Source organism: Streptomyces sp. NBC_00887 (genome assembly GCF_045207585.1).
In genome coordinates, this window is the sequence record NZ_CP108788.1 from 135,642 (window position 1) to 159,219 (window position 23,578).

A 23,578-nucleotide genomic window follows, 5' to 3' on the forward strand; every position below is an offset into this window, starting at 1 on the left:
GGCACCTGCACCACCTGCCACCGCCCCCTGCCCAGAACATCCACCACCAGCCCAAACCCAAGAGCCAGAGCAACCTAACGGAGTCCTACTAGGCGTTGACCCGCCAACCGACCCACATCCAAGGATCAGCAGCGAACTTCACCAAAACCGCTTAGCCCTGGCCGCGGTAGGCGGCCGACGCCTGGTGCACGGCCAAGCCGGTGATGTAGACCATCGGCTGGTCGTGGCTGGAGAGCGCGAGTACGTCTGCGATCAGCTCCAGCAAGGCCGGTTCGTCGTTGAAGACTCGGCGTGAAAGGAGGCGTTCGCCGCGCTCGTCGACCACCACGCAGTGGTGGAATTCCTTGCCGATGTCCACTCCGGCCCAGATCTGGGGCGCGGTCACCTCCGCCAGCTCGTCGTCACACATCGATCCCGCAGACGACCTCGCCGACGTTGTCGTACACAGCGATCGAGTCGCGTATCCCAATTACCGGTAGTTCGTTAAATCCGGTGGTGGTATGGGTTGACGGCAGGTCGGGTTGGCCGTAGGCCGGTGGTAGGAGTCAACTGCCTGGCTGGGGGCTGAAGATGACTGCTCGCCGTCCGTGTCCGCCTGCGCCGGGGCCGGTGGAGGACTACGCGGCCCGGTTCGACGACCTCTTCTTCAGTCTGGCCCAGCGGCGAGGGTTTCGCGAGTACCTGACCGGGCTGCTGGCGCCGCGGGAGCGGAACAAGACGATCACCTGCATGGCGGGGGCGGAGCCGGTGGCCGGTGCGGGGATGCCGGGCGTGCAGCGGCTGCAGTTCTTCCTGTCTGAGTCTCCCTGGGAGGAAGAACTGGTCAACGACCGGCGGCTTGAGCTGCTGCGCGAGGAGCTGGCGACGGCTCCGCACGACGGCGGGGTCATCGTGATCGACGATTCCGGAGACCGCAAGGACGGCACCGCGACCGCGCATGTGGGCCGGCAGTGGCTGGGCCGGTTGGGCAAGACGGACAACGGCATCGTCACCGTGACCACGGTGTGGACCGACGGCCGCGTGTACTACCCGCTGCACGCCACTCCTTACACCACCGTCCACCACTTCGCCCGCGGCCGCTCCGACCCGGCCTTCCGCACGAAACCGCAGCTGGCCGCTGCCCTCGCGGCCCGAGGCAAGGAGGCGGGCTTCGGCTGCCGGGCGGTGGTCGCCGACTGCGCTTACTCCGTCAGCGACGACTGAAACCTCGCACTGCGGCGAGGCCGGCCTGGCCTACGTGGTCGCGCTCAAGCCGCACCGCGGCACCTGGGCTCGGGCCGACCAGCCGCACACCCTCATCGAAGCGACCCGCGCCCTGACCTGGCACGATGCCCAGCGTCCCAGCGAATGGACGCCCGTGGAGCGGCACTTCCGGACGGGCACGGTCAGACCTGGTGGGCCGCCGATGCCCGCCTGGGCGGCTACGGCCCCGACTCACCCTGCCGGCTGGTCGTGGCCACCTGGTACCTGGCCACCAACCTGCCCCACCCGGACGCATCCCACGCCGCCACCAGCCCGCACCCGCCCGCCGACCTCGCCGAGATCGTGCACCTCTACGGCCTCCGGCCGTGGATCGAGCAGAGCTACAAGCAGATCAAGGATGAACTCGGCTGGTCCGACTTCCAAGTCCGCTCCGACCGCGCCATCCGCCGCCACCAGACCCTGGTCAACTGCGCCTTCTCCTTCTGCTGGGACCAGTGGTTCACCCCACCCGGACCCCTGGATGCCACCGCGCCGGACCCCTGCCATGACGAGGGGCCAGAGAGGGGGACCGGCTCCGTCCCACCAGCCCCAACAGCCTTGCTGGCCCAGGGCCTTACGAGCCATCCGCTCCTGGCTCACCCCCGCCATCACCCTCAACCACTGGTGGCGAGCCTGGACGGACAAGGACCCACCCGCCGAGCTCCAGGCCCTAATCGACGCGGTCACCACCGGACACGGCATTGACCTCTACTGCCGGATTTAACGAACTACCGCTACACAGACCCTCGACATCAGGGCGGCCGCACCACAGCCGCCCTGATGGTTTGGTGATGACGCCTAGACTCCGCCTGTCAGGCGAAAACCTCGAAGGAGTAGAGCGAGTAGCCGTAAATCGTTCCGCGAGTGATGCCTTGCATCCGGACGTAGCGAGCGGTGGTCGCGGAGAAGGTCACCGTGTCGGTCCCGGCAGTGGTGCGGCCTCGTCGCTCAGCCACGGCCTGCCAGTTGGCGCCGTCTTCGGAGACCTGGATGTCGTAGTCCTTCCCGTAGGCGACCTCCCAGGTCAGACGGGCGGAACTGACGCGCTGTGCGCTACCGAGATCCACGCTGAGCCACTGGTTGTCGGTGTACCGACTGGACCACCGCGTGGAGGCGTCACCGTCGACGGCGTGGGATGCGGGGAACGCCTGGGTCTCGGTCGATGACGCGACCACAGGGCGGCGGTAGGCCAGGTCGCCGGGGGTCTGGCGAGGACCGAGGTAGCTGGTGCCGGGGCCTTTGCCGACTGAGGCGACCCGGTTCTGGAAGGCGGCGTAGTCGGTACCTGCCGCGCCGCCGGACCACATTTTCTGGGCGAGGGCGTCGAAGCTCTTGTTGACCAGTCCGTGGACCTGGAGTTCGGTGTAGTTGGCGCGGACCAAGTCGTTCCACACCGCGGGCATCGCTCCGAGGAGCTGGGGATCCTGTACAGCGAGTTCCTGACCGCCGCCGAAGATGTGCGGCTCCCAGCTCTTGAAGATGTCCTCACCATTCAGCCCCTGGCCGTGGTAATAGCTTGCAAAGGGGACGACATACAGCAGGTTGTCGTTGGAGTTGATGACCTTGTAGCCGTCGGCTGTCGCCGCTCTCGGCGAGTACCAGTGGTTGTTCCAACTGTTGATGACCATGCCCTTGTCGTATCCCGCTCCGCTCCCCGACATGGCGGAGAAGCTTCCCCAGGCGTGGACTTGTTTGCCGAGCGACCGCACGTACGGCGCCATGGTGTTGACGTAGGCCTTGAACTGGTCGGCCAGCTCCGTCGGGTACTCGTCGATGCCGATATGGACGGCGGGCCCGCGGAACCATGGAACGAACTCGGCGAACACACTCTTCATGAAGGAGGTTGTCTCCGGCTTGCTCAGATCCAGATGATCGGAGTTGCCGTTGTTGAGCCCCAGCTCGGGCTTGAGCTTGATGAAGGCCCGCGAGTGTGCCGGTGAGTCGATCTCCGGGATGATGGTGACGCCGTGGGCCGCTGCGGTGTCTTCGAAGGAGTTCCAGTCCTCACGGGTGTAGCCGTCCTCTGCTCCCAGGCCGGCGAACTTCGGATCGGTGCTCTTGAGTCGGAATGCGGAGATGGCTTGGGACCAGTCGCCGTTCGGCGCGCTGAGTTCGTTGTCGTTGAGGTGCAGCTGCAGGGTGTTGAGCTTCAGCCAACCCATCCAGTGCAGATAGGACTTGATGAACTCGGGAGTGAAGTAGCGTCGTCCCACGTCCAGCATGAAGCCCCGCACGGCGTAGTTCGGGTAGTCCACCGCGGTGCCGATGGGCAGGCTGGCGCGGTCGGGTGAGCCGAGGACAGCCTGCAGCAGGGTGCGGGTGCCGTAGTAGAGCCCCTTCTCGCCGCCGCCGTCGATGTGGACCAAGCCCTCAGTAACGCTCAGGCGGTACGACTCGGGGCGGAGCGCGGGTTTCGCACCGCCGAAGTCAGCACTCGGGTTGACGCGCAGTGCGATGTCGCCGACTGCTGGGCGGCCCGTGGAGGTACTCAGTCTTAGCGAGGTCAACTCCGATAATTCCGCGGCTACTTGAGTCGCGAGTCTACTGACGCCTGCCGGGGCATCAGCAGGGACGACGATGCGGCTTGACGAGGTGAGGACGAGACGGCCGGTTCCGCCGTTCCACTCCTGGATGGCCGGTACGACGCCGGGTGGTGCGCTGTTCGTCGCGGCTGAGGCGCTGGGCGCGCTCCGCAGCACAAGGAGAGGGGTGACGAGGAGGGCCAGGACCACCAGTCCTGTGGCAGAACGCATGGCGGTACGCGTTGGTTTCATCTCGACTCCAGGGAGGCAGGCGGGGCTCGGTTACACCCGTTTCGGTGTGCCCCGCGTCGCCGGAATGTGGGGTGGCGAAGAAGCATGACGTCAGAACTCCAAGCGAGTCGGTCTCACCATCCTCGGCCCGTGAAGCGCGGTCAAGTGGTTTAGACCAGTTACCTGGCAGTATCAACAGGTCTGGACCAATAAGGGCTTTCGTGCGGCCCGGGATCGCGACTACACATAGCCGCGTGACCTGACCGTCGAGCCACGAGCACCCCGGACGCTGCCCGCCCCGGCGGTGCCTCTGGGTGCATGTCGCAAACCTCAGCAGGCAACCCAGCCACCCTCCCGCGCCGACCGGAGAACGGCGTCGGTCAGATGGGCGGCGCGTGCTCCGTCCTCGGACACGGGCAGCCTTTCCCGGTGCTCGCCTCTGATCGCGGCGTGCGTGTCGGCGATAAGGGCGTTGAAGCAGTCCTGGAAGCCCTGGGCGTGTCCAGCCGGAAGAGGCGAGTACCGCTTTGCCGCCTCGGACAGCGTATTGGGTCACGGACCAGGGCCTGGGAGCGCTCGCGCTCTCCGATTCAGAGTCGTTCCGGGCTCTCTTGATCGAAGGCGAAGCTGCCAGCGGCGGCGGAGACCTCGAGGAAGAGCCGGTTCTTGCGGACAGCGGCGATCTGGCTGACGGCGACCGAGCCGAGGGCGCCGGAGGCGATGGCGAACTCGATCGTGCCGAGATCCTCCGCGAGTACTGGTCCGCTGCTCACCCGGCCGGCCACGACTACGGAGGTCTGCGCGCAGACCTTCGCGATCCGCTCGCCCGTCACGAACTCGACCAGATCGAACCATGTGGTCCGATGTCGCCGATCGTCCGGCAGGGCCCGCCCTTCGCGGAATCCACCCGCCAGTTGTCGTCGGTCGACTTGAGTAGCCAGTCCAGCAGGCAGCTGTCCTGGATCAGGCTGATCCGGCCCAGGTCGGCCAGCCGGGCCCTGGCCTCGCGAACATCGCGTAGAAGCGGTACACCAACGGCACGGCAGCGATCAGTTGGGCGCCACGAGCGCATTCTGCCATCGCGGCGGCCGTCGGCGCGTCTGTCGCCAGTAGCTTCTCGCAGATCACGGCCAGTCTAGATCCAGTGCCGTGAGTGCGAAAGGAGCGCGCAGGTGGCTGGGCCTGCAGATGCGCACCCCCATCGAAGCGACCGGCTTCGATGCTCCTCGGGCCGATCCCAGCGCCCTCTCTGCGCCGAAGAGCCGGCCTGCATGGATCGCTCTCTCCTCATGCGCATCCGCTACGGCCGCGAGCCGTGCCCCGGCATGTCAGGATGCCCGTGCATGGCTTTGGGCGATGAAGGCAGTTCCGATGATTCTCGTCGCATGTTCAGCATGATAGGAATGCCACGGGGGACTTACGTCGCAGGTCAAGTAAAGTCCGCGCTGGCTATGCTTCGCTCCATCGGCCAGCGTGTACGAGGACAAGGGGACGGGGAGTTGACCATCGAAGTGGCAGGCGCGGGCGACCTTCTGGCGATCCTGCGCAGCGGCGAGCCCCGAACCCGCACCGAGTTGATGCAGCTCACCGGTCTCGCCAGGTCCACGGTGTCCCAGCGGCTCGATGCCCTCCTGGACCAACGGTGGATCATCCCGGCGGGCGACGCGATCTCCTCCGGGGGAAGGCCTGCTGTTGCGTTCACCTTCAACGCTGGGGCGAGGGTCGTCCTCGCCGCCGACCTCGGTGCCACGCACTCACGCATCGCCGTGACCGACCTGACCACGCAGGTGCTGGCCGAGCGCAGCCAGGACATCGCGATTACGCAGGGGCCGGAACACGTCCTGGATTGGCTGGTCGAGGAGTTCGGGAGTCTGCTGGCCGAGGCCGGACACACGCTTGCCGACGTGTGTGGAGTCGGTGTCGGCCTTCCCGGCCCTGTCGAGCACACCACGGGGCTGCCGGTGAACCCGCCGATCATGCCCGGCTGGGACGGCTTCGATGTGCCGGGCTGGCTCGAACCCAAACTCGGCGCCCCCGTCCTCGTCGACAACGACGTCAACATCATGTCGCTCGGTGAGCACTGGGCGGTCAGCCCCGAGGTCGAACACCTGCTCTTCGTGAAGATCGGCACCGGCATCGGCTGCGGCATCATCACCGAGCACCGTCTCCACCGCGGCGCCCAGGGTGCAGCCGGGGACATCGGCCATATTCAGGTCGCCGCTGCCGCCGCCCGTGTCTGTCGCTGCGGCAACACCGGCTGCCTGGAAGCCGTCGCCGGCGGCGCTGCAATCGCCGAGCAGTTGCGCGATCTCGGCGAGGATGCAGTCGACAGCCGGGGCGTGGTCGCTCTTGTCCGTACCGGAAGCCCTGCAGCGATCCGGATGATCCGTCAGGCTGGCCGGGACATCGGCGACGTCCTGGCGTCGCTGGTCAACTTCTTCAACCCCAGCTCGATTGTCATCGGCGGTGATCTGTCCGACGCTGGTGAGCACCTGCTGGCCGGCGTCCGCGAACTCATCTACAGTCGCTCCCTCCCGCTGGCCACCCAGCACTTGAGCATCCGAGTCCGTCGGCTCGGTGACCGAGCCGGTGTCATAGGCGCGTCAGTCATGGCCATCGAGCATGTACTCAACCCCAGCGCGGTGGACCGCTCGGTCGCGAGCGGATGACACCGAAAGCCCCGATCGGTCCGCTCACCCGCCTCGCGAAAGGCCGGACGGTTCCGGTCCCACCGGGTGGCGGGACCGGAACCGTCCGGCGTCATCGGCCCGTCAGGTGCTCTGGTCCCACGTCTGCGCGGCGGTACCGTTGCACGTCCGCAGCTGCACCTTCGTGTCCGAAACGGCATGACCGCCCTCGACATCAAGGCACTTGCCGGACTTCGGGTTCACCAGCGAACCGTCTGCTCGCGGCTCCCAGTTCTGGGCGGCGGTCCCGTTGCACGTCCACAGCTGTACTTTCGTCCCGTCCAACGTCGCCGCACCATTGACGTCAAGACACTTGCCGAGGGCCCGCAGCGTCTGCCCCGATCTGGTCCAGGACTGTGCCGCGGTGCCGTTGCACGTATACACCTGGGCCTGGGTGCCATCCGCCGTTGAGGCTCCCTTGACATCCAGGCACAGCCCGCCCAGGCTCTTGATCGGGCCGGATCCGCTGCCTCGGGTGAAGGTGAAGTCGTCAACGTCGAACAGACCGCTCCCACTTCCCGAGAAGGTCAAGTAGACGTTCCCGGTGCCCGCCGGGACGTTGGACAGTGTGGTCGAGACGTCCTGGTAGGTCGACCAGCCACCAGTGTTCGGCACAGCGACCGAACCCAGGATCGGACCGGTCGGTGATCCCGTCCGCACCTGGAGGGTGCCGCCCGGACCGCCGGAGACGACCCTGGCCTTGAAGCCAGTGGCGCCAGTCAGCGCGATCCCGTCGTAGCGGGCCCAGTCGCCCGGGTCGATGTAGCCCAGGGTCTGACCACTGTTCGCCCCCGCCTTGGAGAATGAACTCACGCCACTGGCCTCTGAGTAGGACTCGGCCTGGACAGCAGTCGTCGCGCTCAGGTCCTTGATCCGGATGTTGCGGAAGGACGCCTCATCTCCGGTCCCGTGGTTTTGGATGCCGATGTGGCCGGCCAGGGAACGGGCCGGGTCGGTGTCGGTGAACTCGTTGATCTTGACGCCGTTGAGGAAGACCTCCAGCCGGTCGCCCTGGACGAGCAGTTCGTAGGTGTTCCACTCCCCCGGTGGGTTGAGCGCGGCGTCCCGGGGGGCCACGTCCGCGCCCTTGAAGCCGTAGACCGAACCAGTGGTCCTGTCCGCGGCGTCCGTGGCGTCGATCTGGACCTCGTATCCCTTGTTGACGGCCGACCACGGGTCATCGGAGGGCGGAAAGCCGAGGAAGACGCCGGAGTTGGCGTCCCCGGTCAGCTTCCAGTCCAGTTTGAGCGAGTACGAGGTGTACGCCTTGGTGTCGTACCAGAGCAGGCCCATGCCGCCGTGCGAGGCCAGGGTGGCGTCGTAGTTGATGAAGCCTCCCGGGCCGGCCTGCTTCCAGCCGGCGGTGGACCCGTTGTAGAGCGGGGCGTAGCCCATCTCGGGGCGACAGTCCGCCTTGGAGACGCCGGCCGCGTAGCGGATGCCGCCCAGCAGCATCTTTCGGAAGCCCTCGTCGCCGTAGGACGCCTCGGTGTGGCCGAGGCCGGTGTACCAGGAGCGTCCGCCCTGGTACGGCTTGCACCAGGTGATCGGGTGATCGCCCATCGCACCGCTCCCCGCGCTATAGCTCGACTCCTCCAGCGAGGCCAGCACATGGGCGGTGGAGCGCGGGTTGGACTGGTAGTTGTACCACTCGTCCCACCGGCTCCAGCTCTGCGGCAGGTGGGACGTGCCGGCATGCGCACGGTCCTCCACCTTCACCGTCGCCTGCTGCTGGACCGGGTGGGAGTTGAAGTAGGCGCCGACGACGCCGCCGTAGAAGTTCCAGCCGTACTCCGTGTCGGCGGCGGCATGCACACCGACGTACCCGCCGCCCTCCTTGATATACCCCTCGAAGGCCGACCGCTGGTCGTCGGTGAAGAGACGACTGGCGGGGTCGTTCGTGATGGTCGTGGTATTGAGGAAGACCACTGCCTCGTACTGGGCCAGATTGCCGGGGGTGAACGCTTCCGCGTCCTCGGTGGCGGTGACGGAGAAATCGTTTGCCGCACCCAGGTCCTTGATCGTTTGGGTGCCCGCGGTGATGGCCGGGTCGTGCCGGTATCCCACGGTCTTGGAGAAGACCAGCACCTGATAGTCCCGGTCGGCCGCCGAGGCGGCCGGAGCCTGCACCAGACCGCCCACGGTCAGCGCCACGACCGAGATGCCGAGCAGTGCTTTCCTGGTCATACGAGCACCGCCCACTTCTGGGCGCCGGTTCCGTTACAGGTCCACAACTGCACCTTCGTTCCGGAAGCCGTGTTGGCGCCCTGGACATCGAGGCACTTTCCGGAATTTGGGTTACGGAGTGTGCCGTCCGTTTGCGGGACCCACTCCTGCGCGACGGTTCCGTTGCACCGGTAGAGCTGGATCTTCGTGCCGTCCGCGGTACCCGCGCCTGCGACGTCGAGGCACTTGCCCAACGCCTTCAGCGTCCGGCCGTCGCGCTGCCAGGTCTGCGCAGCAGAGTTGTTGCAGTCGTACATCTGGATCTGTGTGTCGTCCGCAGTCGATGCACCCGCGACGTCCAAGCACTTGCCGCCAAGGCCCTGAACCGGGCCCGCGGTAGTGAAGTTGAACGAGTCCACATCGAAAAGCTTCCCCGAGCCTCCGCTGAAGGTCAGATAGAGCGTGGTGGTCTCGGCCTTGGCGTTGGAGACAGTGCCCGTCACCGTGGTAAAGGTCTCCCAGCCTCCGGTGGCCGGGACGGCAGCGGACCCGAGAACGGGCCCGGTCGGCGCCCCCGCGCGGATCTGCAGCGTGCCGCCGGCGCCACCGGAGGAGACCCGGGCGGTGAACGACTTCACCTTCTCCAGGCGGTACGGCTCGAAGGAGATCCAGTCACCGTTGTCGATCTCGCCGACGGTGGCACCGCCCTTGGCGGTCGGCTTGATGATGGTGCTGATGCCCGACTGGTCGTCGAAGTGTTCCGCCTGCCGCTCACGCAGCTGTGTGGTGACACGCTTGCCACCCGCCAGGCCCTGGCTGTCGGTGTAGCGGGCGTCGAAGACGGGGAAAAGTCGGGCCGCTTCTCCCTCGTTGGAGTCCTTCACCTCCATCCAGCCTGAGCACCCGGCCTCCGTGCCCAACTGGTGCACATGACTGTTCGGCGGAGTGTCGTGCCTGACGCCCATGTTCATCTCCGCCCGGGAGCAGTCGGGCTCGGCTCCGTCCTCGGCGTCGGAGGCGGTGAAGTCGAACGGGATGATGTCGTTCCAGGAGACCAGCTGTCCTTCCGAGGGCCGAGGGACCGTCACCGTCGGCGGGGTGTTGCCGACGCCGATGTTCAGGTCGTCGGTTGCGGTCGCACCGTCCGGGTCTCGGACGGTGAGTGTGGCCTTGTAGGTGCCGTTACTGCTGTACGTGTGTGAGGGGTTGGCCTCGGTCGAGGACGCTCCGTCGCCGAAGGTCCAGGAATAGGTGATCGGGTCGCCGTCCGGGTCCTTCGAGCCCGCCGAGGAGAACTTCACCGTCAGCGGCGCGTGTCCGTGGAGCGGGTCACCCGCGGCGACTGCCTCCGGTGCGTGATTGCCGCCCGCCCCGACGTAGTCGTAACGCAGTATCCTGGAGTTGTCGTTGAGCTCGAAGTACTTGCCGTTGCCGTAGTCCAGGACGTACAGGGCACCGTCCGGACCGAACTCCACGTCCATCACCTGATTGACGTTGTCCGTGGGGCTGTCCTTGAACGTGCTGATCTCACCGACACCACCCGTGGCCGTCACATGGATCGCCTTGATCCAGCCACGGCCGAACTCACCGGCGAAGAAATGCCCGCTGAGCGACTCCGGGAACTTTGTGGCGGAAGGGTTCGACGCGTCGTAGCGGTAGACCGGGCCGGCCATCGGAGCCTCACCCCCGAAGCCGAACTCCGGTGGGCTGCCGGCATCGCCGCCGTAGCGGATCCACGACGGCTTGGCCGGGGGCAGCACGGTCAGGCCGGTGTTGTTGGGCGAGCTGTTGGTGGGACCGCCCGCGCAGTCGAACTTCGGACCAGTCGAGTTGGTCGCGAAGTTCCAGTCGTTGTAGATTTCGGCCGCGGAGTTGGTCCCCGTGCAGTACGGCCAGCCATAGTTTCCGGGCTCAGTGATCCGGTTGAATTCGACCTGCCCAGCCGGTCCACGGTCGGCTTCGGAGCTGAGTGCGTCCGGACCGTAGTCGCCCACGTAGACCGCCCCGGTCTCCCTGTCGACGTTCATCCGGAAGGGGTTCCGGAGTCCCATCGCGTAGATCTCCGGCCTGGTCTTGTCTGTGCCCGGGGCGAACAGGTTGCCCGGCGGGATCGAGTAACTGCCGTCATCCTTGACCTTGACCCGGAGAACCTTGCCCCGCAGGTCGTTGGTGTTCGCTGAGGTGCGCTGGGCGTCGTACGCCTCCTGGCCCGGTCGTTCGTCGATCGGCGCGTACCCAGTGGTGAACGGGTTCGTGTCGTCGCCCGTGGACAGATACAGGTTGCCCGCCGCGTCGAAGTCGATGTCACCGCCCACGTGGCAGCAGATCCCTCGGGTCGCCGCGACGTCGAGGATCTTCTTCTCGCTGGCCAGCTCGAGTGTGTAGTCGGACTTCAGCGTGAACCTCGACAACCGGTTCACACTCTCGGAGGCCGGCGCGTAAAAAAGGTAGATCCGCCGGTTCGAGGCGAAATCGGGGTCTACGCCGACTCCTTGAAGCCCCTCCTCGTCGTGCGTGTAGACGGGGAGTGTTCCGATCAAGGTCGTTGTGCCGTCCTTGTCGGTGCGCCGCAATTTCCCGTCGCGCGCGGTGTGCAGCACCGACCGGTCCGGCAGTACCTCCATCGCGATGGGCTCGCCCAGTTCCCCGCCCCCCCTCGCAAGGGTGACCTCCGAGAAGTCCGATAGGGGGATGTCGTGCGCGGCCGCCGGGGTGGAGAACCCGGCGAACGCTGTGAGTGAGGCGGCTATCAGCATCAACGCTGTTGCCGCGGTCCAGGGGCGTGTACTTCGAAGCACGAAGCTTACCTTTCGACATTCGACTCGTACGCCGACCGCGTCTAGAGGCTGAAACAACCGCCCCTGCCGACGTGCCACCCGCCAGGCTCTGGGACGCCGCCACATTGGCAGTCCCCCTTTCGCTCGTCAAGGCTCCTACATAGGATTTGATTCATCAATCTTTTGCTTGACACTCGTCATATATCATGACGACCATAGGTCAACGAAGGCGACTTTCGCCCGAGTTGAAGTCGGCATCAGCCGCAACCGGACAGCCGCTCCGGGCTGCTTCACCCGAGCCGTACGACACTCCCGGCACGCCGAGCCGAGGTCCGTACGGATGCCACCCTGTGGTGGGCGCCCGGTGCGGTGTCAGGGCGCAGCATCGGTCGCTCCGCCAATCAGCTGAGGCCGGCCAGTGTCAGGCAAGGTTTTTGCGTCTGTCGCCTTAGCCGGAGAAGTGACGGCATGAGGGCTCAACAGAGAATCACCGGACCGTCGTCGCTCGCGGGAAGGCAGCCGTGGCTGCCGCGAACAGGCGAGGGATCCAGGGGCAGACCCGCCATCCGGTAGCACATGCCGAGCTTCTTGCGCGCCAGCGCGGTGGCGGCCTTGACCTTGACGTAGGGGTCGAGCGGGTCCATGAACAGTTGGACCGGGTCGTAGCCGGGTTTGCGGTGGATCTCGACGAGCTGGGCGAAGTCGGGGTGAGGCCGACGACGTCGAGGACGAGAAGCGGGGTGGGGGTGCTCATGGCAGCTCCTTCAGGCCGAGGTCCGTCAACAGGTCGTGGGCGAAGGCGAGTTCCGCGGCGATGCCCTCGATCAGACCGGCGCGGTCGAGAGGTCGCAGAGACGGTGGCAGGGCCTGCCACATATAGGTCTCCACTTCCAGTTGGTGCGTACGCGCGGCAGGGCCACCGACCAGGTGGGCCAGGCACTCCTTGAGCACGGGCAGCGTGGAGGTCAACGGCCCCGCGGACACGGCGTGCAGAGGGAGACGGAAGTGCGCACGCCAGGGTGCGGTGACCGGCAGGCCACCGAGACCAAGGGCCTCTCCCACATCGTCAGTGCCGCGCAACCCGGCCTCCGTCCTCACCCGCGTCTGGTGCAGGAACCGCGGCTCGTCGAAGGCTGCCAGCGCCTGGCGCGCCTCCGGCATATGCGGCTCCTGCACGTGCAGGGCGGTGGAGAGCTGAGCTTTAACGACGGGAATGTTGGCGGCATCAAGCTCGCCGAGCGCGGTCGCCGGGTCTTCGAAGGACGTAGCCAGGTGACCGGTGTCGACGCAAACCCCGATCCGGAAGGGGTCGAAGTCGGAGAGTAGTGCGGTCGCGTCGGCAGTGGTCTCCAGGATGCAGCCGGGCTCCGGCTCCAGCCCTACGCGAATAGACCGTCCAGTGCTCCTCTCCATGGCATCGAGGTAGTCGACCAGGGAGGAGAGGGCCCTTCGGGCGGCCTCGCCCGAACGATGGCTGTACGACGTCCGCCAGGCGAGAGGAAGGGTGGAAATGCTGCCTTCACTCACGTCGTCCGGCAATAGCGCAGTAAGCAAGCGAGCCAAGTCGGCGGTGTACTTGAGGCGTTGAGGATCCGCCCAATCGGGCTTGTAGACGCGGAACTTGACCTTCTCGGCGCCGAAGCCCTCGTAGGGGACGCCGTTGAGGGTGACAACCTCAAGACGTCGCCGTCTCAGCTCTGCGCGGAGCAGACGAAGGGCACCCGGGTCACGGACAAGGCTGAACACTGCGTCCCGGGCGAGCCACAGACCGATGCCGAGCCGTTCCCAGCCCAGCCTGATACGCACTGGTTCGCAGTGGTCCCGGAGCTGGGCGAGGACGCCGTCGAGGGTCTCGGCGGGGTGGACGTTGGTGCAGTAGGCCAGGTGGACGGTGGAGCCGTCGGGATGGCGGAAGCGCATAGTTCACGCCTCGCCGCGGAGGATGGAGTTGCCCTCGTGGGTGGCGTCGGTGGCCGCGACGTCCAGGTTCAGCCGACCGCTGAGCCCATAGAAGGCAACGGGGTTGCACCACAGCACCCGGGCGACCCCTGTGGTGGCGACGGACCCGCGGGCGCCGATCAGCCAGATTCCCGTACGTGGCTCTGCCTGTGCAGATGTCGTCATCGCGAGCGTCTCCCTGCCGTTCTCGTGCGGTCGTGAATGGGTGCCCGTGCCGAGGGATCACGGGCTTCTGGTGGAGGCTGCGCCAATCCGGCGACATCGGCGGGCGGCGGTACCACCGGTTGCCCTCGACCTGCGACGAGTAGTGGTCACATTGAAGGAGTGCTCAACTGCCGAACTGTCCCGCCGCGTTATCGACCCGTTATACCGAGGCCAGCTGCACGAACGTGAGGCGGAGCGACCAAGGGCGAGCGCGACAGGGTCGATCGAGTCACAAGTCGATAGCGCGACGAGACGGATGGCCAACGCCCACCTCCTTCGAGACGACAGCGCACGGGACGGCCACCCGGCCCGAGCCGGCCCTCTGCGCGCCGGGACGACCCTCCAGGCATCACGGGGAAGGGGCGACGTGAGGCGCATGACGGCACGACGGGCTAACGCCCATCAGGCGCGCATACTCACGCTGCTGCGCGACGCAGGCGCCAACTCGCGCGCCCAGTTGGGTGAGCCTGTGAACTTGTCGTGATCCGAACTCGCTGTCGAGGTGGACAGACTCATCGAGACGGGGCTCGTGGTGAACGACGGACTCGCTGCCTCGCGGGGGCGGCCGCAGGTCCCACAACATCCGGCTCACACCCGAGCTTCGCTTTCTGGGCGTCGACACCGGAGACACGTCAGCCGATGTCGCACTCACCAACGCTCAGTTGGAAGTCCTCGGCCAGTGAGTCTGCCGATCGATGTGAGGGACGGTCCTGTCGCCGTGGTCGAGCAAGTGCTCGACATGGCTGCGAAGTTGCAGGCAGCCGGACTCGCCGAGGACTTCGACGGAGCCGGAGTGGGGGTTCCCGGGCCGGTGCAATTCCCCGTGGGCATCCCGGTCGCTCCACCGATCATGCCCGGCTGGGACTGCTTTCTCGTCCGGGAGGCCCTCAGCCAGAAACTTGGCTGCACGGTCATGGTCGATAACGACGTGAACCTGGTGGCTGCCCCTGCTCTCTCACTCGCTGTATGTCACGCAAAGCAGCGCGCCATCCCCCGACCATGGGCCGCTCCCCAGGACCGGATCATCCAGCCGACCCACCTCGTCGTACACCATGTCTTGATCATCGGACCGGAACCGAGCGGTTACGCGAGCACCCGGCGAGCTGATACGTATGGCCCGCGGTCGCGGTGAACGTCAAGCGGTCGCCGTTGATGATGCCGACAACCAGGCCGCCCGAGGTGAGGTCAGTCATGGCATGGGAACCGCCGATCACCTGGTTGCGCAGTGTGAAATCACCCGAGTTCGCGGGTTTCATCGTGATGCGCACGTCCCCGTGAACAGTCCAGGAGATGTCGACGGTAACGTTCCCCCGGGCCTTGAGCCCGGTCACCGACCCTGACGACCACGAACTCGGTTTGGCCGGAAGGGCATGGATCTCACCATTCTGACTCTGCAGCAGCATCTCGGTGATCCCGGCGGTCGCCCCGAAATTCCCGTCGATCTGGAACGGCGGGTGGGTGTCCAACAGGTTGGGCAGCGTGGAGCTTCTGAGCTGTTCGACGAGGAGCTTGTGCGCGCGGTCGCCGTCCAGAAGCCGCGCCCAGAAGTTGATCTTCCATGCCTTGCTCCAACCGGTCCCGCCATCCCCGCGCGCGTTGAGTGAGACGCGAGCCGCATCCGCGAAGTGCGACCCGGCGTCAATCCCGTGACCGGGGTGCAGGGCGTACAGGTGGGAGGCGTGTCGGTGCGTGTCAGTGCCTTGGTCGAGGTCGGCCTTCCACTCCTGTAGTTGGCCCCACGCCCCAATCCGCAAGCCTGGGTCGAGCCGGGTGACCACAGCCCGAATCCGGTCACTCAGTCCGGGGTCGGTACGGAGTTGCCCGGCCGCGGCAATGGTGTCAGCGAACAGCTGGTGCACGATCTGCTGGGCCATTGCCGCCCCGGCGCTGAACTGGCCGTGTTCGGGGGAGAAACTCGGGGTGACGACGAGAGTTCCGTCACGGGGGTCGGCGCGTAGGTTGGCGAGCCAGAACTCGCTCGCTCCTTTGAGTATCGGGTAGATCCGCTCCAGCAGTCCGCGGTCCTTGGTGAACTCGTACAGATCGAACAGCTGCGAGGCGAGCCAGCCGTTGGCTTCGGGGAACCAGAACGAACCCGCCCAGTCGTGCACCCCGGTGAACCCGAACGGGTTCGTTTCGTTGTTGACGACCCAGCCCTCGGTAGCGAACATCGCCTGCGCGGTGACGCTGCCGGGGGCGACCAATGCCTCCACGAAACGGACGAACGGTTCGGCTGCCTCGAGGAGGTTGGCCGGGCCCGCCGGCCAGTAGTTCATCTGCAGGTTGATGTTGACGTGGTAGTCGGCACCCCATGGCGGTGAGGTGTCCTTGTTCCAGACGCCCTGCAGGTTGGCGGGCAGCGACCCAGCTCGGGAGGATGCGATCAGCAGATACCGGCCGTAGTGGAAGAACAGCGCCTCCAGCGCCCGGTCCGCGGCCGACACGCCACCGGTGTAGGCGGCGCGCAGAGTGTCCGTCGGCTGGTTCGGCATCTCTTGCCCGATGTCGAGCTGCACCCGGTTGAAGAGTGCCTGGTGGTCATGTACGTGCGCGGCGCGCAGGTCGGCGTAGGACCTGGCTGTCGCCGCGTCCACCCGGTCGGTCACGGCATCGCCCGGGTCGGGTCCTCGGTAGGTGGGGTAGGCATCGGCGTAATCCGTCGCGGCCGCGAGGATGAAGGTCGCGCTGGTGGCACCCGACACGGAGATGGCGCCATCGTCACAGGAGACGCTGCCTCCGTCGGTCACCACTTGAACCTGGCAGTCGAACACCATCCCGTTGTCAGCCAGGGCGCCACGGATGCTCAACCTGCCGTCCGCGCAGGTCGCAGCAAAATCGGCCCGAGGGGATGAGTAGCGAAGTGTGAAGGACACCTGACCCGGTTGATCGGTGGCCAATCGTCCGACGAACACCTGTTCCGGGCAGCTGATGAAGTACTCGCGGCTGTGGCGCACCCCGTCCGCGGTGAAAGCGACGTGCGCAGTGGCATCGTCGATGCGCAGCTCGCGCCGATACCCGGAGACGGACTGCGATGGACCATGCAGATCCAACCGGAGGTCGCCGAAGGTCTGGTAGCTGCCGAACCCTCTTCTGAGCTGGCCGAGCATGCCAGCCACCCACTCCGGCTCGGCCGCGTCCTCGCTGCTGATCGTGCTCAGCACCTCGTCAAGCGCGGCGCGGCGCGATGACCTCCAGTTGCCCGAGTCGTAATCGCCCGAGCCGGGGCCGCCGGTCCAGAGCGTCTTTTCGTTGAACTGAAGCCGCTCTGAGGCAATGCCTCCGAAAACCATGGCGCCGAGCGCACCGTTGCCGATCGGCAATGCCTCCGTCTCCCAATCGGTTGCAGGCTTGTCGTACCACAGGATGTTGTCGCAGTCAGCGGGGTTCCGGTTCATGGACACTCTCAGGTGAGCCTTTCGCAGGGACCATCACGTTCCAGCGCGGTCGAGGCCCAGGGCCTGCAACGCGAATGCGAGGTCGGGGTTGTTGACGCGGCCGTCCCAGCGCTTGCTGAGCCGCGCCGACTTGTCGAAGAGCAGGACCGCCGGGGCCGAGTTCACGTCCTCGGCCTCGGCGAGGGAACCATCGGGGTCCGGCCGGACACTGATGTCTCCGAGTTGCCAGTCGTGGCCGAAGTTCACGAGCTGGTCGGGCGTGGACTTGGCGGTGTCGACGATGACGGTGCGCAGGCCTGCGGGCCCGTACTGCTGGGCCATGCTCTTCAGCGTGGTGATCTGCAGCGCCGACGGATCCGCGCCGGTCGTTTCGGTGGCCAGGAACGCGACCAAGGTCGGATGTCCCGTCGTGGTCAGAGGTGTCGGTTCGGCGCGGTCGGGCTGCGCGGTGCAGGAAACGGCCAGGGCGGCCGCCGCGGTGGCGGCGGCCGCACCCAGCCTGACCAGGAGAGTCCTCGTCACGATCCGTAGACCTCGAACTCATGGATCCGGGCGGCCTGGGCTCCGTCATTGGTCGACGGAACCGTGGTGTTAAGGCGCACGCAGGTCGCTGAAACCGGTGTGATCGAGTGTTTGGTGACGTTGGCGGTGTTGCCGGTCGCCGTGACCCGGGTGGTCCAACCGCCGGCACAGGTCGGGTCGGTGGTGGTGGCGATGGTGAAATCCCGCGTGTTCAGGTTCGACGGATCACCACCCGAGCCGGCGTGCCGGATATTGAACCCGTCGACGGTTCGCGGGCCGGTGAGGTTCACGGTGAGGGTGTGGTTGCCTCCGTTGCCTGGGGAGCACCACTTGGTTCCGGGAGCACCGTCGATGGCCTTCGCGGCCGCCTCGTTGCCGTTGCATGCAGCGTTGGCGGTGGCGGTCCCGGGCAGCGCGTGGTTCGAGAACACCTCCACTTCGGCCAGGGAGAGCGGGTTGGCGTTGCCGATGAGCTGGACCCGGATGTACCGGACTTCCTTGCCCACGGGGATCGTGAAGAGGTCGGGCGCCTGTTCGGCCACGTGCCGCTGCCACACACCCGGCTGTTCTGCCGTCACGGCTGGATCATTCGACGTGAACGGAGTGGCGGACGCGAAGACGTTGAAGTCGGACAGGCGGCTGGAGCAGCAGTCGGTCCGGTTCGCGATGCGGATGGTGCCGACCGGTCTGCTGCTGCCGAGGTCGACCTGCCACCACGGGTTCGCGTCGATGGGCGCGTTGTTGGTGTGGGTGACCGACCCGTTGCCGAAGTTGCCGTCGGTGTCCCCGTCCAGCGCCCGGTCGGCGCTGGCACCGTTGAGGGTGCTGGATTGGGTGGCGTTGCCGCCGACAACGAGGCTCGAGGAGCAGGTCTGGCTGGTGAGGGCGGAGGACTGGACGGCCCCCCGGTCGGGGTCACAGAGCGCGGGGACGGAATTGCCGAAGTAGTCCCGGCCGCCGTTATTGGGGATAGCGACACCGCTCGTCCGCGAGGTGGAACCGGCGACGAGGTTGTAGCCGGTCGGATTGGTGCCGGGCGCGGACAGTCCGGGATCGGCGGTCAGCTTGCGCGGGTCGGCGGGCTCGGTGGCGGGGTGCACACCGTGGAAGGTATTTGAGTTCCACGCGAGGGCGTCCGCGTTGTTGTAGTTGACCTGGCCGGCCAGCGACGGGTCGAAGCTGAAGATGTTGTTGTAGAGCCTGACGTTCTCGGCGGTGGACCCGTTCCGGTTGTCGATCGGTTCCATGGGCAGGTGTGCAGGGGTCTTCGCGTAGAACGTGTTGTTGTACACCCTGGTGTTCAGCGCCTTGCCACAGACGATCCACAAGCCGCGGCCGTCGTTCTGGGAGATGTTGTAGCGGGCGACGTTGTCCTTGGAGATCCCGTGCGAACAGATGGTGAGGAGTCCACCCTGGTTGTCGTGCGAGTAGTTGTACTGCACGATCTGGCGATTGGCGCCGCCGTCGAAGTCGAAGGCGGTTCCGTCGAGGCGGCTCTGCCCGCCGGACACCTCGTTGAACTGAATGACCGAGTCGTCCGCGTTCCAGTTCCATATGGCCACGTGATAGTGCGACGGGTCACGGGTCATGTGGCCGTTGACGGTGTTGTACTCGATGACCGCGCCGACCGAGTTGTGCGCGTGGAGCCCGTCGGCGCCCATGTCTGTGAGGCTGTTGTTGCGGACGACGATGTTGGTGGCGGGCTGCCAGGGCTTACCCGCTGCGCACGGGTCCGACACGCACGGCATCTCAGGCCGCTCGCGCCAGGTCGTCCAGTGGACGAAGGCGAAGGAGTCCGTCTTGGTGAAGGTGTTGTTGGCGACCAGGATGTCGTTGTAGTGCGTGGGCACCGTCGTTCCGGTGACCTGCATGACGATGCCGCCGTTGGACTTGTCGTCCCACGCACGCGGGCCGAGCACATCGTGGATGTTCAGATTGGTGAAGTGGTAGTGGTTACCCGTCCCGTAGTCCTTGAGTTCGATGTAGATGCCGCGCAGGAGCTCGGACGAGGAGCCTGCGCTGCTGATGTCGAGATGGGTGAAGTCGTAGTACTGCTCGTTACGCAGGACCACGGTCGCGTACGTGTCGGTGTTCAGTCCGTCACCGACCAGCCGGGGTAGGGCTCCGGTGCCATAGGCGGAGACCAGGACGGGGGCGGATGCGCTCCCGGACCCGTTGAACTCGACGTTGCCGTTGCAGGTGGTACCGCGCTTGAACAGGACCTGGTCACCCGGGCCGAAGGCGTGCGCTGAGACGGCGGCCATGCTGTTCCAGGGCGATTGCTGGGATCCGTTGCCGCCGCCGGCGGCGGTGCAGTCGACGTAGTGCGCGCCTGCGGACGCAGCCGCGGGCGTCGGCACCACCACTTCAGGGACGAGGACCGCGGTCCCCACCAGCATGGTGCCGAGTAGCAGTCGGGCTAGGGATCTGAACATCCTGAGGACTCCTCTGTCCGCGCATAGTCAGATGGTGAAAATTCCAACCACCTCTAGGGTGCTCGGCAATGTATGGGCCCCGGATGGGGAGGGTCAATACAAGAGTAGACATCGGATCTATTGATCGATCTGCTCCGAGGCGGGGGGTCCTACGATTCCGGGGCATAGCGGGCAAACCAGCTATGCCAATCGGGGCGCGGGTCCCAGGCCAGCCAAGCGGCGGCCAGTGCGGTGTCGCCGGCGCTAGCGATGAGCGCGTGCGGCCAGCGCCGGGAACACAGGGCGACTACCCGACTGCGCACCGGTCCGGCCGAGGTCAGGACACCACCCGCGAGGATGATCGGCTCCTCGGATGCGGCCTCTCGTACGCTGGCCAGGCTTGCGACCAGGCGCTGCGCCGCCGAATCAGCGATCTCGGCCGCCACCGGGTCACCAGCACGCGCAGCGGCCGTGATCAAGGGAGACAACGGCGGCAGGGTGCCCACCGGATCACTCTGCACCAGTTCGGCGATGGCGTGTGCGACGCGCGGTGACCGATCGCCCCCCGGTCCGAGCAGGGCATCGACCACCAATTGCGCCAGCAGTCCCGGGCGCCCCTCGGCCAGCTGCCGCACCGCGGCACGCGTGATCTCACGCCCGAGCCAGTACCCCGATCCCTCGTCGCCGAGGACGCCGCCCAAGCCGTCCGCACAGGCAGTGACCTGCAGGTTTTCGATGCGCAAGGCCACAGCTCCGGTGCCCGCCAGCAACACGTGCCCCGAGGTCTCGGCAGCCCCGGCAACGAATCCCAGGAGTGGATCGTCCAGGTAGCGAACCGGGCAGACAACTCCGAGGTCGGACCACATCGCCGCGAACTCAGCCGCCACGTGGCGCTGCTGAAGCGCACCCACGCCCGCGATTCCGACACAGACAGCCGTCAAACGGCTGGCGTCCAGGTCGCCCAGCGCCTGCCGGACCGCCTCGGCGATTGCCGAGGCCGCCTTGGCCGGACCGCGCGATACGGGATTCCCTCCCCCGGCGCGGCCGCTGCCAAGGACCCGCCCGGCAGGTGTTGCAACCACGGCCCGCGACGCGGTGCCCCCAGCGTCGACACCCAACGTCAGTTCCATAGATCCTACCTCTCAGGGAAATGAAGTCTAGCGATGGCCCATGTGGCCGTGATACAAACTGGACCCACAGGCGATCATAATTATTTTCAGCCAAGTGAGGACCAAAATGTCAATCTGTGGCAAGCGCTACGCGGAGGCCGTCGCCGCCTACGTCTCCAGGGTTCCGTCCGAGCAGACGAAGGCAATCGCTCAGGCTGCTGACCTGGTCGTGACGAGCCTTCGGCGTGGCGGCATCGTCAACGCTTTCGGCTCGGGACACTCCGAGGCCGTGGCTATGGAGATTGCCGGGCGAGCCGGCGGGTTGGTGCCGACCAACAGGCTGGCGATGCGAGACATCGTGCTGCACGGCGGCGAACCGCTCAGCGTCCTGTCAGACCCGTTGCTGGAGCGAGACCTGGGTGTCGCGGAGCGAATCCTCAACGCGGCCCCGGTGCAGCCGGAGGACGCGTTCGTCATCATCTCCAGCTCGGGTGTGAACGGAGTTGTCGTGGAGCTCGCCGATATCGTGAAGAGGCGCGGCCACCCCCTCATCGCCCTGACGTCCCTGGCGCACAGCACAGCAGTCCCCTCTCGGCATCCCAGTGGGCGCAAGCTGTATGAGTTCGCGGACGTCGTACTGGACAACGGCGCACCCCTGGGCGACTCGGTGCTGGAGCTACCCGGTGGCGGTTCGTTCGGCGCCGTTTCCACGATCACCTCCGCCTTGCTGGCCCAGATGATGGTCGCCGAGGTCGTGGCCCAGATGCTGTCCGCGGACGAGGCGCCGCCGGTCTACCTCTCGGCGAACATCCCAGAGGGCGACGCCCACAACAACGAGCTCGAAGCTCGGTATGCCGGACGGCTCCGGCGCGGCGCCTGACGCCGCAACCTCATCCCCCTCACGCTTTGCTAGCACATCCGATTCGTCCAAGGAGGAAACCATGTCCAGAAACACCTTCATCGATCGCCGTGCGATGCTGCGCGGTGCGGCCGCCCTGGTAGCGGCCGGCGGAGTCGCCGCCCTGACGGGCTGTGCCACCGGCGGCGAGAAGTCCCCCGCCCCCACCAAGAGCGCTACTAAGAACAACCCCCTCGGCGTGCCAGATGACGCGGGCCTGAACGTGGTCATCTTCAAGGGTGGCTACGGCGACCAGTGGGCCAAGTTTGTCGAGGACCTGTACAGCAAGCGCTACCCGGACGCCAAGGTCGATCTCGAGGCGATCCAGCAGGTCGCGGAGACACTGCAGCCCCGGTTCGTCGGCGGCAACCCGCCGGACCTGGCCGACGCGCCCGGTCTGGGCATCGCCTCGCTGGTCACGCAGAAGCAGCTGCTCGACCTGGCACCCCTTCTCGACGCGCCGAGCGTGGACAACCCGTCGATCAAGGTGCGCGACACACTCCTTCCCGGTGTCGTGGAAGGAGCACTGTTCGACGGCAAGGTCTACCAGCTCAACTACATCACCACCGTCTTCGGGTTCTGCTACTCGAAGTCGTTGTTCGCCAAGCATGGCTGGGTGTACCCCAAGACGTGGGACGAGATGCTGGCACTGTGCGCCGAGATCAAGGACGCAGGGGTAGCCCCTTGGACATACCAGGGCAAGCACCCCGGGTACTGGACCGAAGCACTCATGGCCATGGCGACCAAGGCCGGCGGCCGGGACGTCGTCAAGGCGATCGACAACCTCGAGCCCAAGGCGTGGAAGAACCCCGCGGTGCTGGAGGCAGCTGAAGCCATCTACGAGATCGCGAAGAAGGGTTACCTGTTGCCTGGGACTGCCGCGCTGACGCACACCGAGGCGCAGACCGCCTGGGCCAAGGGGCAGGCGGCGTTCATCCCGTGTGGTACGTGGATCGAGAACGAGATGAAGGGCATCATCCCGGACGGCTTTGACACCGTCATCGCACCCACCCCATCGCTGACCAGCCGGGACGTGATGCCGCAGAAGACCGTGTACGCCAAGGCCTCCGAGTCGTTCATCGTTCCCGCGCAGGGAAGCAACCCGCGAGGGGGCATGGAGTTCCTGCGCCTGATGCTGTCCAAGGAGGCGTCGCAGAACTTCGCCAGGACCGCCGGCTCGATGACTGTGCTGAAGGGCGGCTCGGCTGGCGTCACGCTGAGTCCTGGCGTCGAGTCCGCACGGGACAGCCTGGAGGCCGCGGGCGACAATGTGGTGCTGCACACGTTCTCTGATTGGTACCCGCAGCTCCAGGAGGAGGTCGCCAGCGCCAACGGCGAGCTGATGACACTCGCTATCACACCGAAGGAGTGGGCCGCGCGCTGCCAGAAGGCGGCCGACAAGATCGCGGCGGACTCTTCGATCGCCAAGTTCACCCGCTGAGGAGCCGAGGT

Annotated in this window: 14 protein-coding genes and 4 pseudogenes; 6 read left to right on the plus strand and 12 right to left on the minus strand. The window is 66.3% G+C overall.

What is annotated here, in order from left to right:
- Window positions 1-154: 154 nt before the first annotated feature.
- Window positions 155-409 (minus strand): annotated as a pseudogene (locus OG844_RS00695) (transposase); the annotation flags it as partial.
- Window positions 410-570: 161 nt separating this feature from the next.
- Between OG844_RS00695 and OG844_RS00700 the strand changes: the two are divergent.
- Window positions 571-1,203 carry a transposase gene (locus tag OG844_RS00700; protein ID WP_406387372.1) on the plus strand — a complete coding sequence of 211 codons (633 nt, stop codon included), beginning with the start codon at window positions 571-573 and terminating at the stop codon, window positions 1,201-1,203.
- 144 nt (window positions 1,204-1,347) lie between these two features.
- Window positions 1,348-1,947 carry a hypothetical protein gene (locus OG844_RS00705; RefSeq protein WP_406387374.1) on the plus strand — a complete coding sequence of 200 codons (600 nt, stop codon included), beginning with the start codon at window positions 1,348-1,350 and terminating at the stop codon, window positions 1,945-1,947.
- 107 nt (window positions 1,948-2,054) lie between these two features.
- Here the strand turns inward: OG844_RS00705 and OG844_RS00710 are convergent, their stop codons facing one another.
- The gene (locus tag OG844_RS00710) at window positions 2,055-3,995 is read right to left on the minus strand and encodes a family 20 glycosylhydrolase (RefSeq protein WP_406387375.1); all 1,941 of its coding nucleotides are present in this window, start codon (window positions 3,993-3,995) and stop codon (window positions 2,055-2,057) included.
- A gap of 590 nt (window positions 3,996-4,585) precedes the next feature.
- The gene (locus OG844_RS00715; protein ID WP_406387377.1) at window positions 4,586-4,828 is read right to left on the minus strand and encodes a hypothetical protein; all 243 of its coding nucleotides are present in this window, start codon (window positions 4,826-4,828) and stop codon (window positions 4,586-4,588) included.
- Between the two features lie 456 nt (window positions 4,829-5,284).
- Between OG844_RS00715 and OG844_RS00720 the strand changes: the two genes are divergently transcribed.
- On the plus strand, window positions 5,285-6,664 hold the full coding sequence (locus OG844_RS00720) for an ROK family protein (RefSeq protein ID WP_406387379.1): 1,380 nt from the start codon (window positions 5,285-5,287) through the stop codon (window positions 6,662-6,664).
- Window positions 6,665-6,766: 102 nt separating this feature from the next.
- Here OG844_RS00720 and OG844_RS00725 read toward each other — a convergent pair whose 3' ends face one another.
- From OG844_RS00725 to OG844_RS00745, 5 genes and pseudogenes are all read right to left on the minus strand, one after another.
- Window positions 6,767-8,869 carry a ThuA domain-containing protein gene (locus OG844_RS00725; protein WP_406387380.1) on the minus strand — a complete coding sequence of 701 codons (2,103 nt, stop codon included), beginning with the start codon at window positions 8,867-8,869 and terminating at the stop codon, window positions 6,767-6,769.
- Complete coding sequence (locus OG844_RS00730) at window positions 8,866-11,604, minus strand: PQQ-dependent sugar dehydrogenase (protein WP_406395944.1); 2,739 nt, start codon at window positions 11,602-11,604, stop codon at window positions 8,866-8,868. The genes OG844_RS00725 and OG844_RS00730 overlap by 4 nt, the downstream gene beginning before the upstream one ends.
- 422 nt (window positions 11,605-12,026) lie before the next feature.
- Window positions 12,027-12,332: pseudogene (locus OG844_RS00735) on the minus strand (alkaline phosphatase family protein); the annotation flags it as partial.
- 43 nt (window positions 12,333-12,375) lie between these two features.
- The gene (gene eboE / locus OG844_RS00740) at window positions 12,376-13,545 is read right to left on the minus strand and encodes a metabolite traffic protein EboE (protein ID WP_406387381.1); all 1,170 of its coding nucleotides are present in this window, start codon (window positions 13,543-13,545) and stop codon (window positions 12,376-12,378) included.
- Window positions 13,546-13,548: 3 nt separating this feature from the next.
- Window positions 13,549-13,671, minus strand: a pseudogene (locus OG844_RS00745) (hydrolase TatD); the annotation flags it as partial.
- Between the two features lie 493 nt (window positions 13,672-14,164).
- Between OG844_RS00745 and OG844_RS00750 the strand changes: the two are divergent.
- Window positions 14,165-14,731, plus strand: a pseudogene (locus OG844_RS00750) (ROK family protein); the annotation flags it as partial.
- Window positions 14,732-14,849: 118 nt separating this feature from the next.
- Here OG844_RS00750 and OG844_RS00755 read toward each other — a convergent pair.
- The 4 genes from OG844_RS00755 to OG844_RS00770 all read right to left on the minus strand — a co-directional run bounded on the left by OG844_RS00755 (window position 14,850) and on the right by OG844_RS00770 (window position 21,249).
- Window positions 14,850-17,183 carry a glycosyl hydrolase family 95 catalytic domain-containing protein gene (locus OG844_RS00755; protein WP_406387383.1) on the minus strand — a complete coding sequence of 778 codons (2,334 nt, stop codon included), beginning with the start codon at window positions 17,181-17,183 and terminating at the stop codon, window positions 14,850-14,852.
- A 33-nt stretch (window positions 17,184-17,216) separates the two neighbouring features.
- Complete coding sequence (locus OG844_RS00760) at window positions 17,217-17,705, minus strand: peroxiredoxin family protein (protein WP_406387384.1); 489 nt, start codon at window positions 17,703-17,705, stop codon at window positions 17,217-17,219.
- Window positions 17,702-20,140, minus strand: coding sequence for a discoidin domain-containing protein (locus tag OG844_RS00765; RefSeq protein WP_406387386.1), 2,439 nt, complete (start codon window positions 20,138-20,140; stop codon window positions 17,702-17,704). Before OG844_RS00765 ends, OG844_RS00760 begins: the two co-directional genes overlap by 4 nt.
- 149 nt (window positions 20,141-20,289) lie before the next feature.
- Window positions 20,290-21,249, minus strand: coding sequence for an N-acetylglucosamine kinase (locus tag OG844_RS00770; protein ID WP_406387388.1), 960 nt, complete (start codon window positions 21,247-21,249; stop codon window positions 20,290-20,292).
- Window positions 21,250-21,355: 106 nt separating this feature from the next.
- Between OG844_RS00770 and OG844_RS00775 the strand changes: the two genes are divergently transcribed.
- Complete coding sequence (locus tag OG844_RS00775; protein ID WP_406387389.1) at window positions 21,356-22,108, plus strand: sugar isomerase domain-containing protein; 753 nt, start codon at window positions 21,356-21,358, stop codon at window positions 22,106-22,108.
- Window positions 22,109-22,169: 61 nt separating this feature from the next.
- The gene (ngcE, locus tag OG844_RS00780) at window positions 22,170-23,567 is read left to right on the plus strand and encodes an N-acetylglucosamine/diacetylchitobiose ABC transporter substrate-binding protein (RefSeq protein ID WP_406387391.1); all 1,398 of its coding nucleotides are present in this window, start codon (window positions 22,170-22,172) and stop codon (window positions 23,565-23,567) included.
- Window positions 23,568-23,578 lie beyond the last annotated feature (11 nt).

Coding starts and splice junctions, on each gene's coding strand:
- OG844_RS00700 (WP_406387372.1), top strand. CDS start 571: ATGACTGCTCGCCGTCCGTGTCCGCCTGCGCCGGGGCCGGTGGAGGAC.
- OG844_RS00705 (WP_406387374.1), top strand. CDS start 1,348: ATGGACGCCCGTGGAGCGGCACTTCCGGACGGGCACGGTCAGACCTGG.
- OG844_RS00710 (WP_406387375.1), bottom strand. CDS start 3,995: ATGCGTTCTGCCACAGGACTGGTGGTCCTGGCCCTCCTCGTCACCCCT.
- OG844_RS00720 (WP_406387379.1), top strand. CDS start 5,285: ATGCGCATCCGCTACGGCCGCGAGCCGTGCCCCGGCATGTCAGGATGC.
- OG844_RS00725 (WP_406387380.1), bottom strand. CDS start 8,869: ATGACCAGGAAAGCACTGCTCGGCATCTCGGTCGTGGCGCTGACCGTG.
- OG844_RS00730 (WP_406395944.1), bottom strand. CDS start 11,604: ATGCTGATAGCCGCCTCACTCACAGCGTTCGCCGGGTTCTCCACCCCG.
- eboE (WP_406387381.1), bottom strand. CDS start 13,545: ATGCGCTTCCGCCATCCCGACGGCTCCACCGTCCACCTGGCCTACTGC.
- OG844_RS00755 (WP_406387383.1), bottom strand. CDS start 17,183: ATGAACCGGAACCCCGCTGACTGCGACAACATCCTGTGGTACGACAAG.
- OG844_RS00765 (WP_406387386.1), bottom strand. CDS start 20,140: ATGTTCAGATCCCTAGCCCGACTGCTACTCGGCACCATGCTGGTGGGG.
- OG844_RS00770 (WP_406387388.1), bottom strand. CDS start 21,249: ATGGAACTGACGTTGGGTGTCGACGCTGGGGGCACCGCGTCGCGGGCC.
- OG844_RS00775 (WP_406387389.1), top strand. CDS start 21,356: ATGTCAATCTGTGGCAAGCGCTACGCGGAGGCCGTCGCCGCCTACGTC.
- ngcE (WP_406387391.1), top strand. CDS start 22,170: ATGTCCAGAAACACCTTCATCGATCGCCGTGCGATGCTGCGCGGTGCG.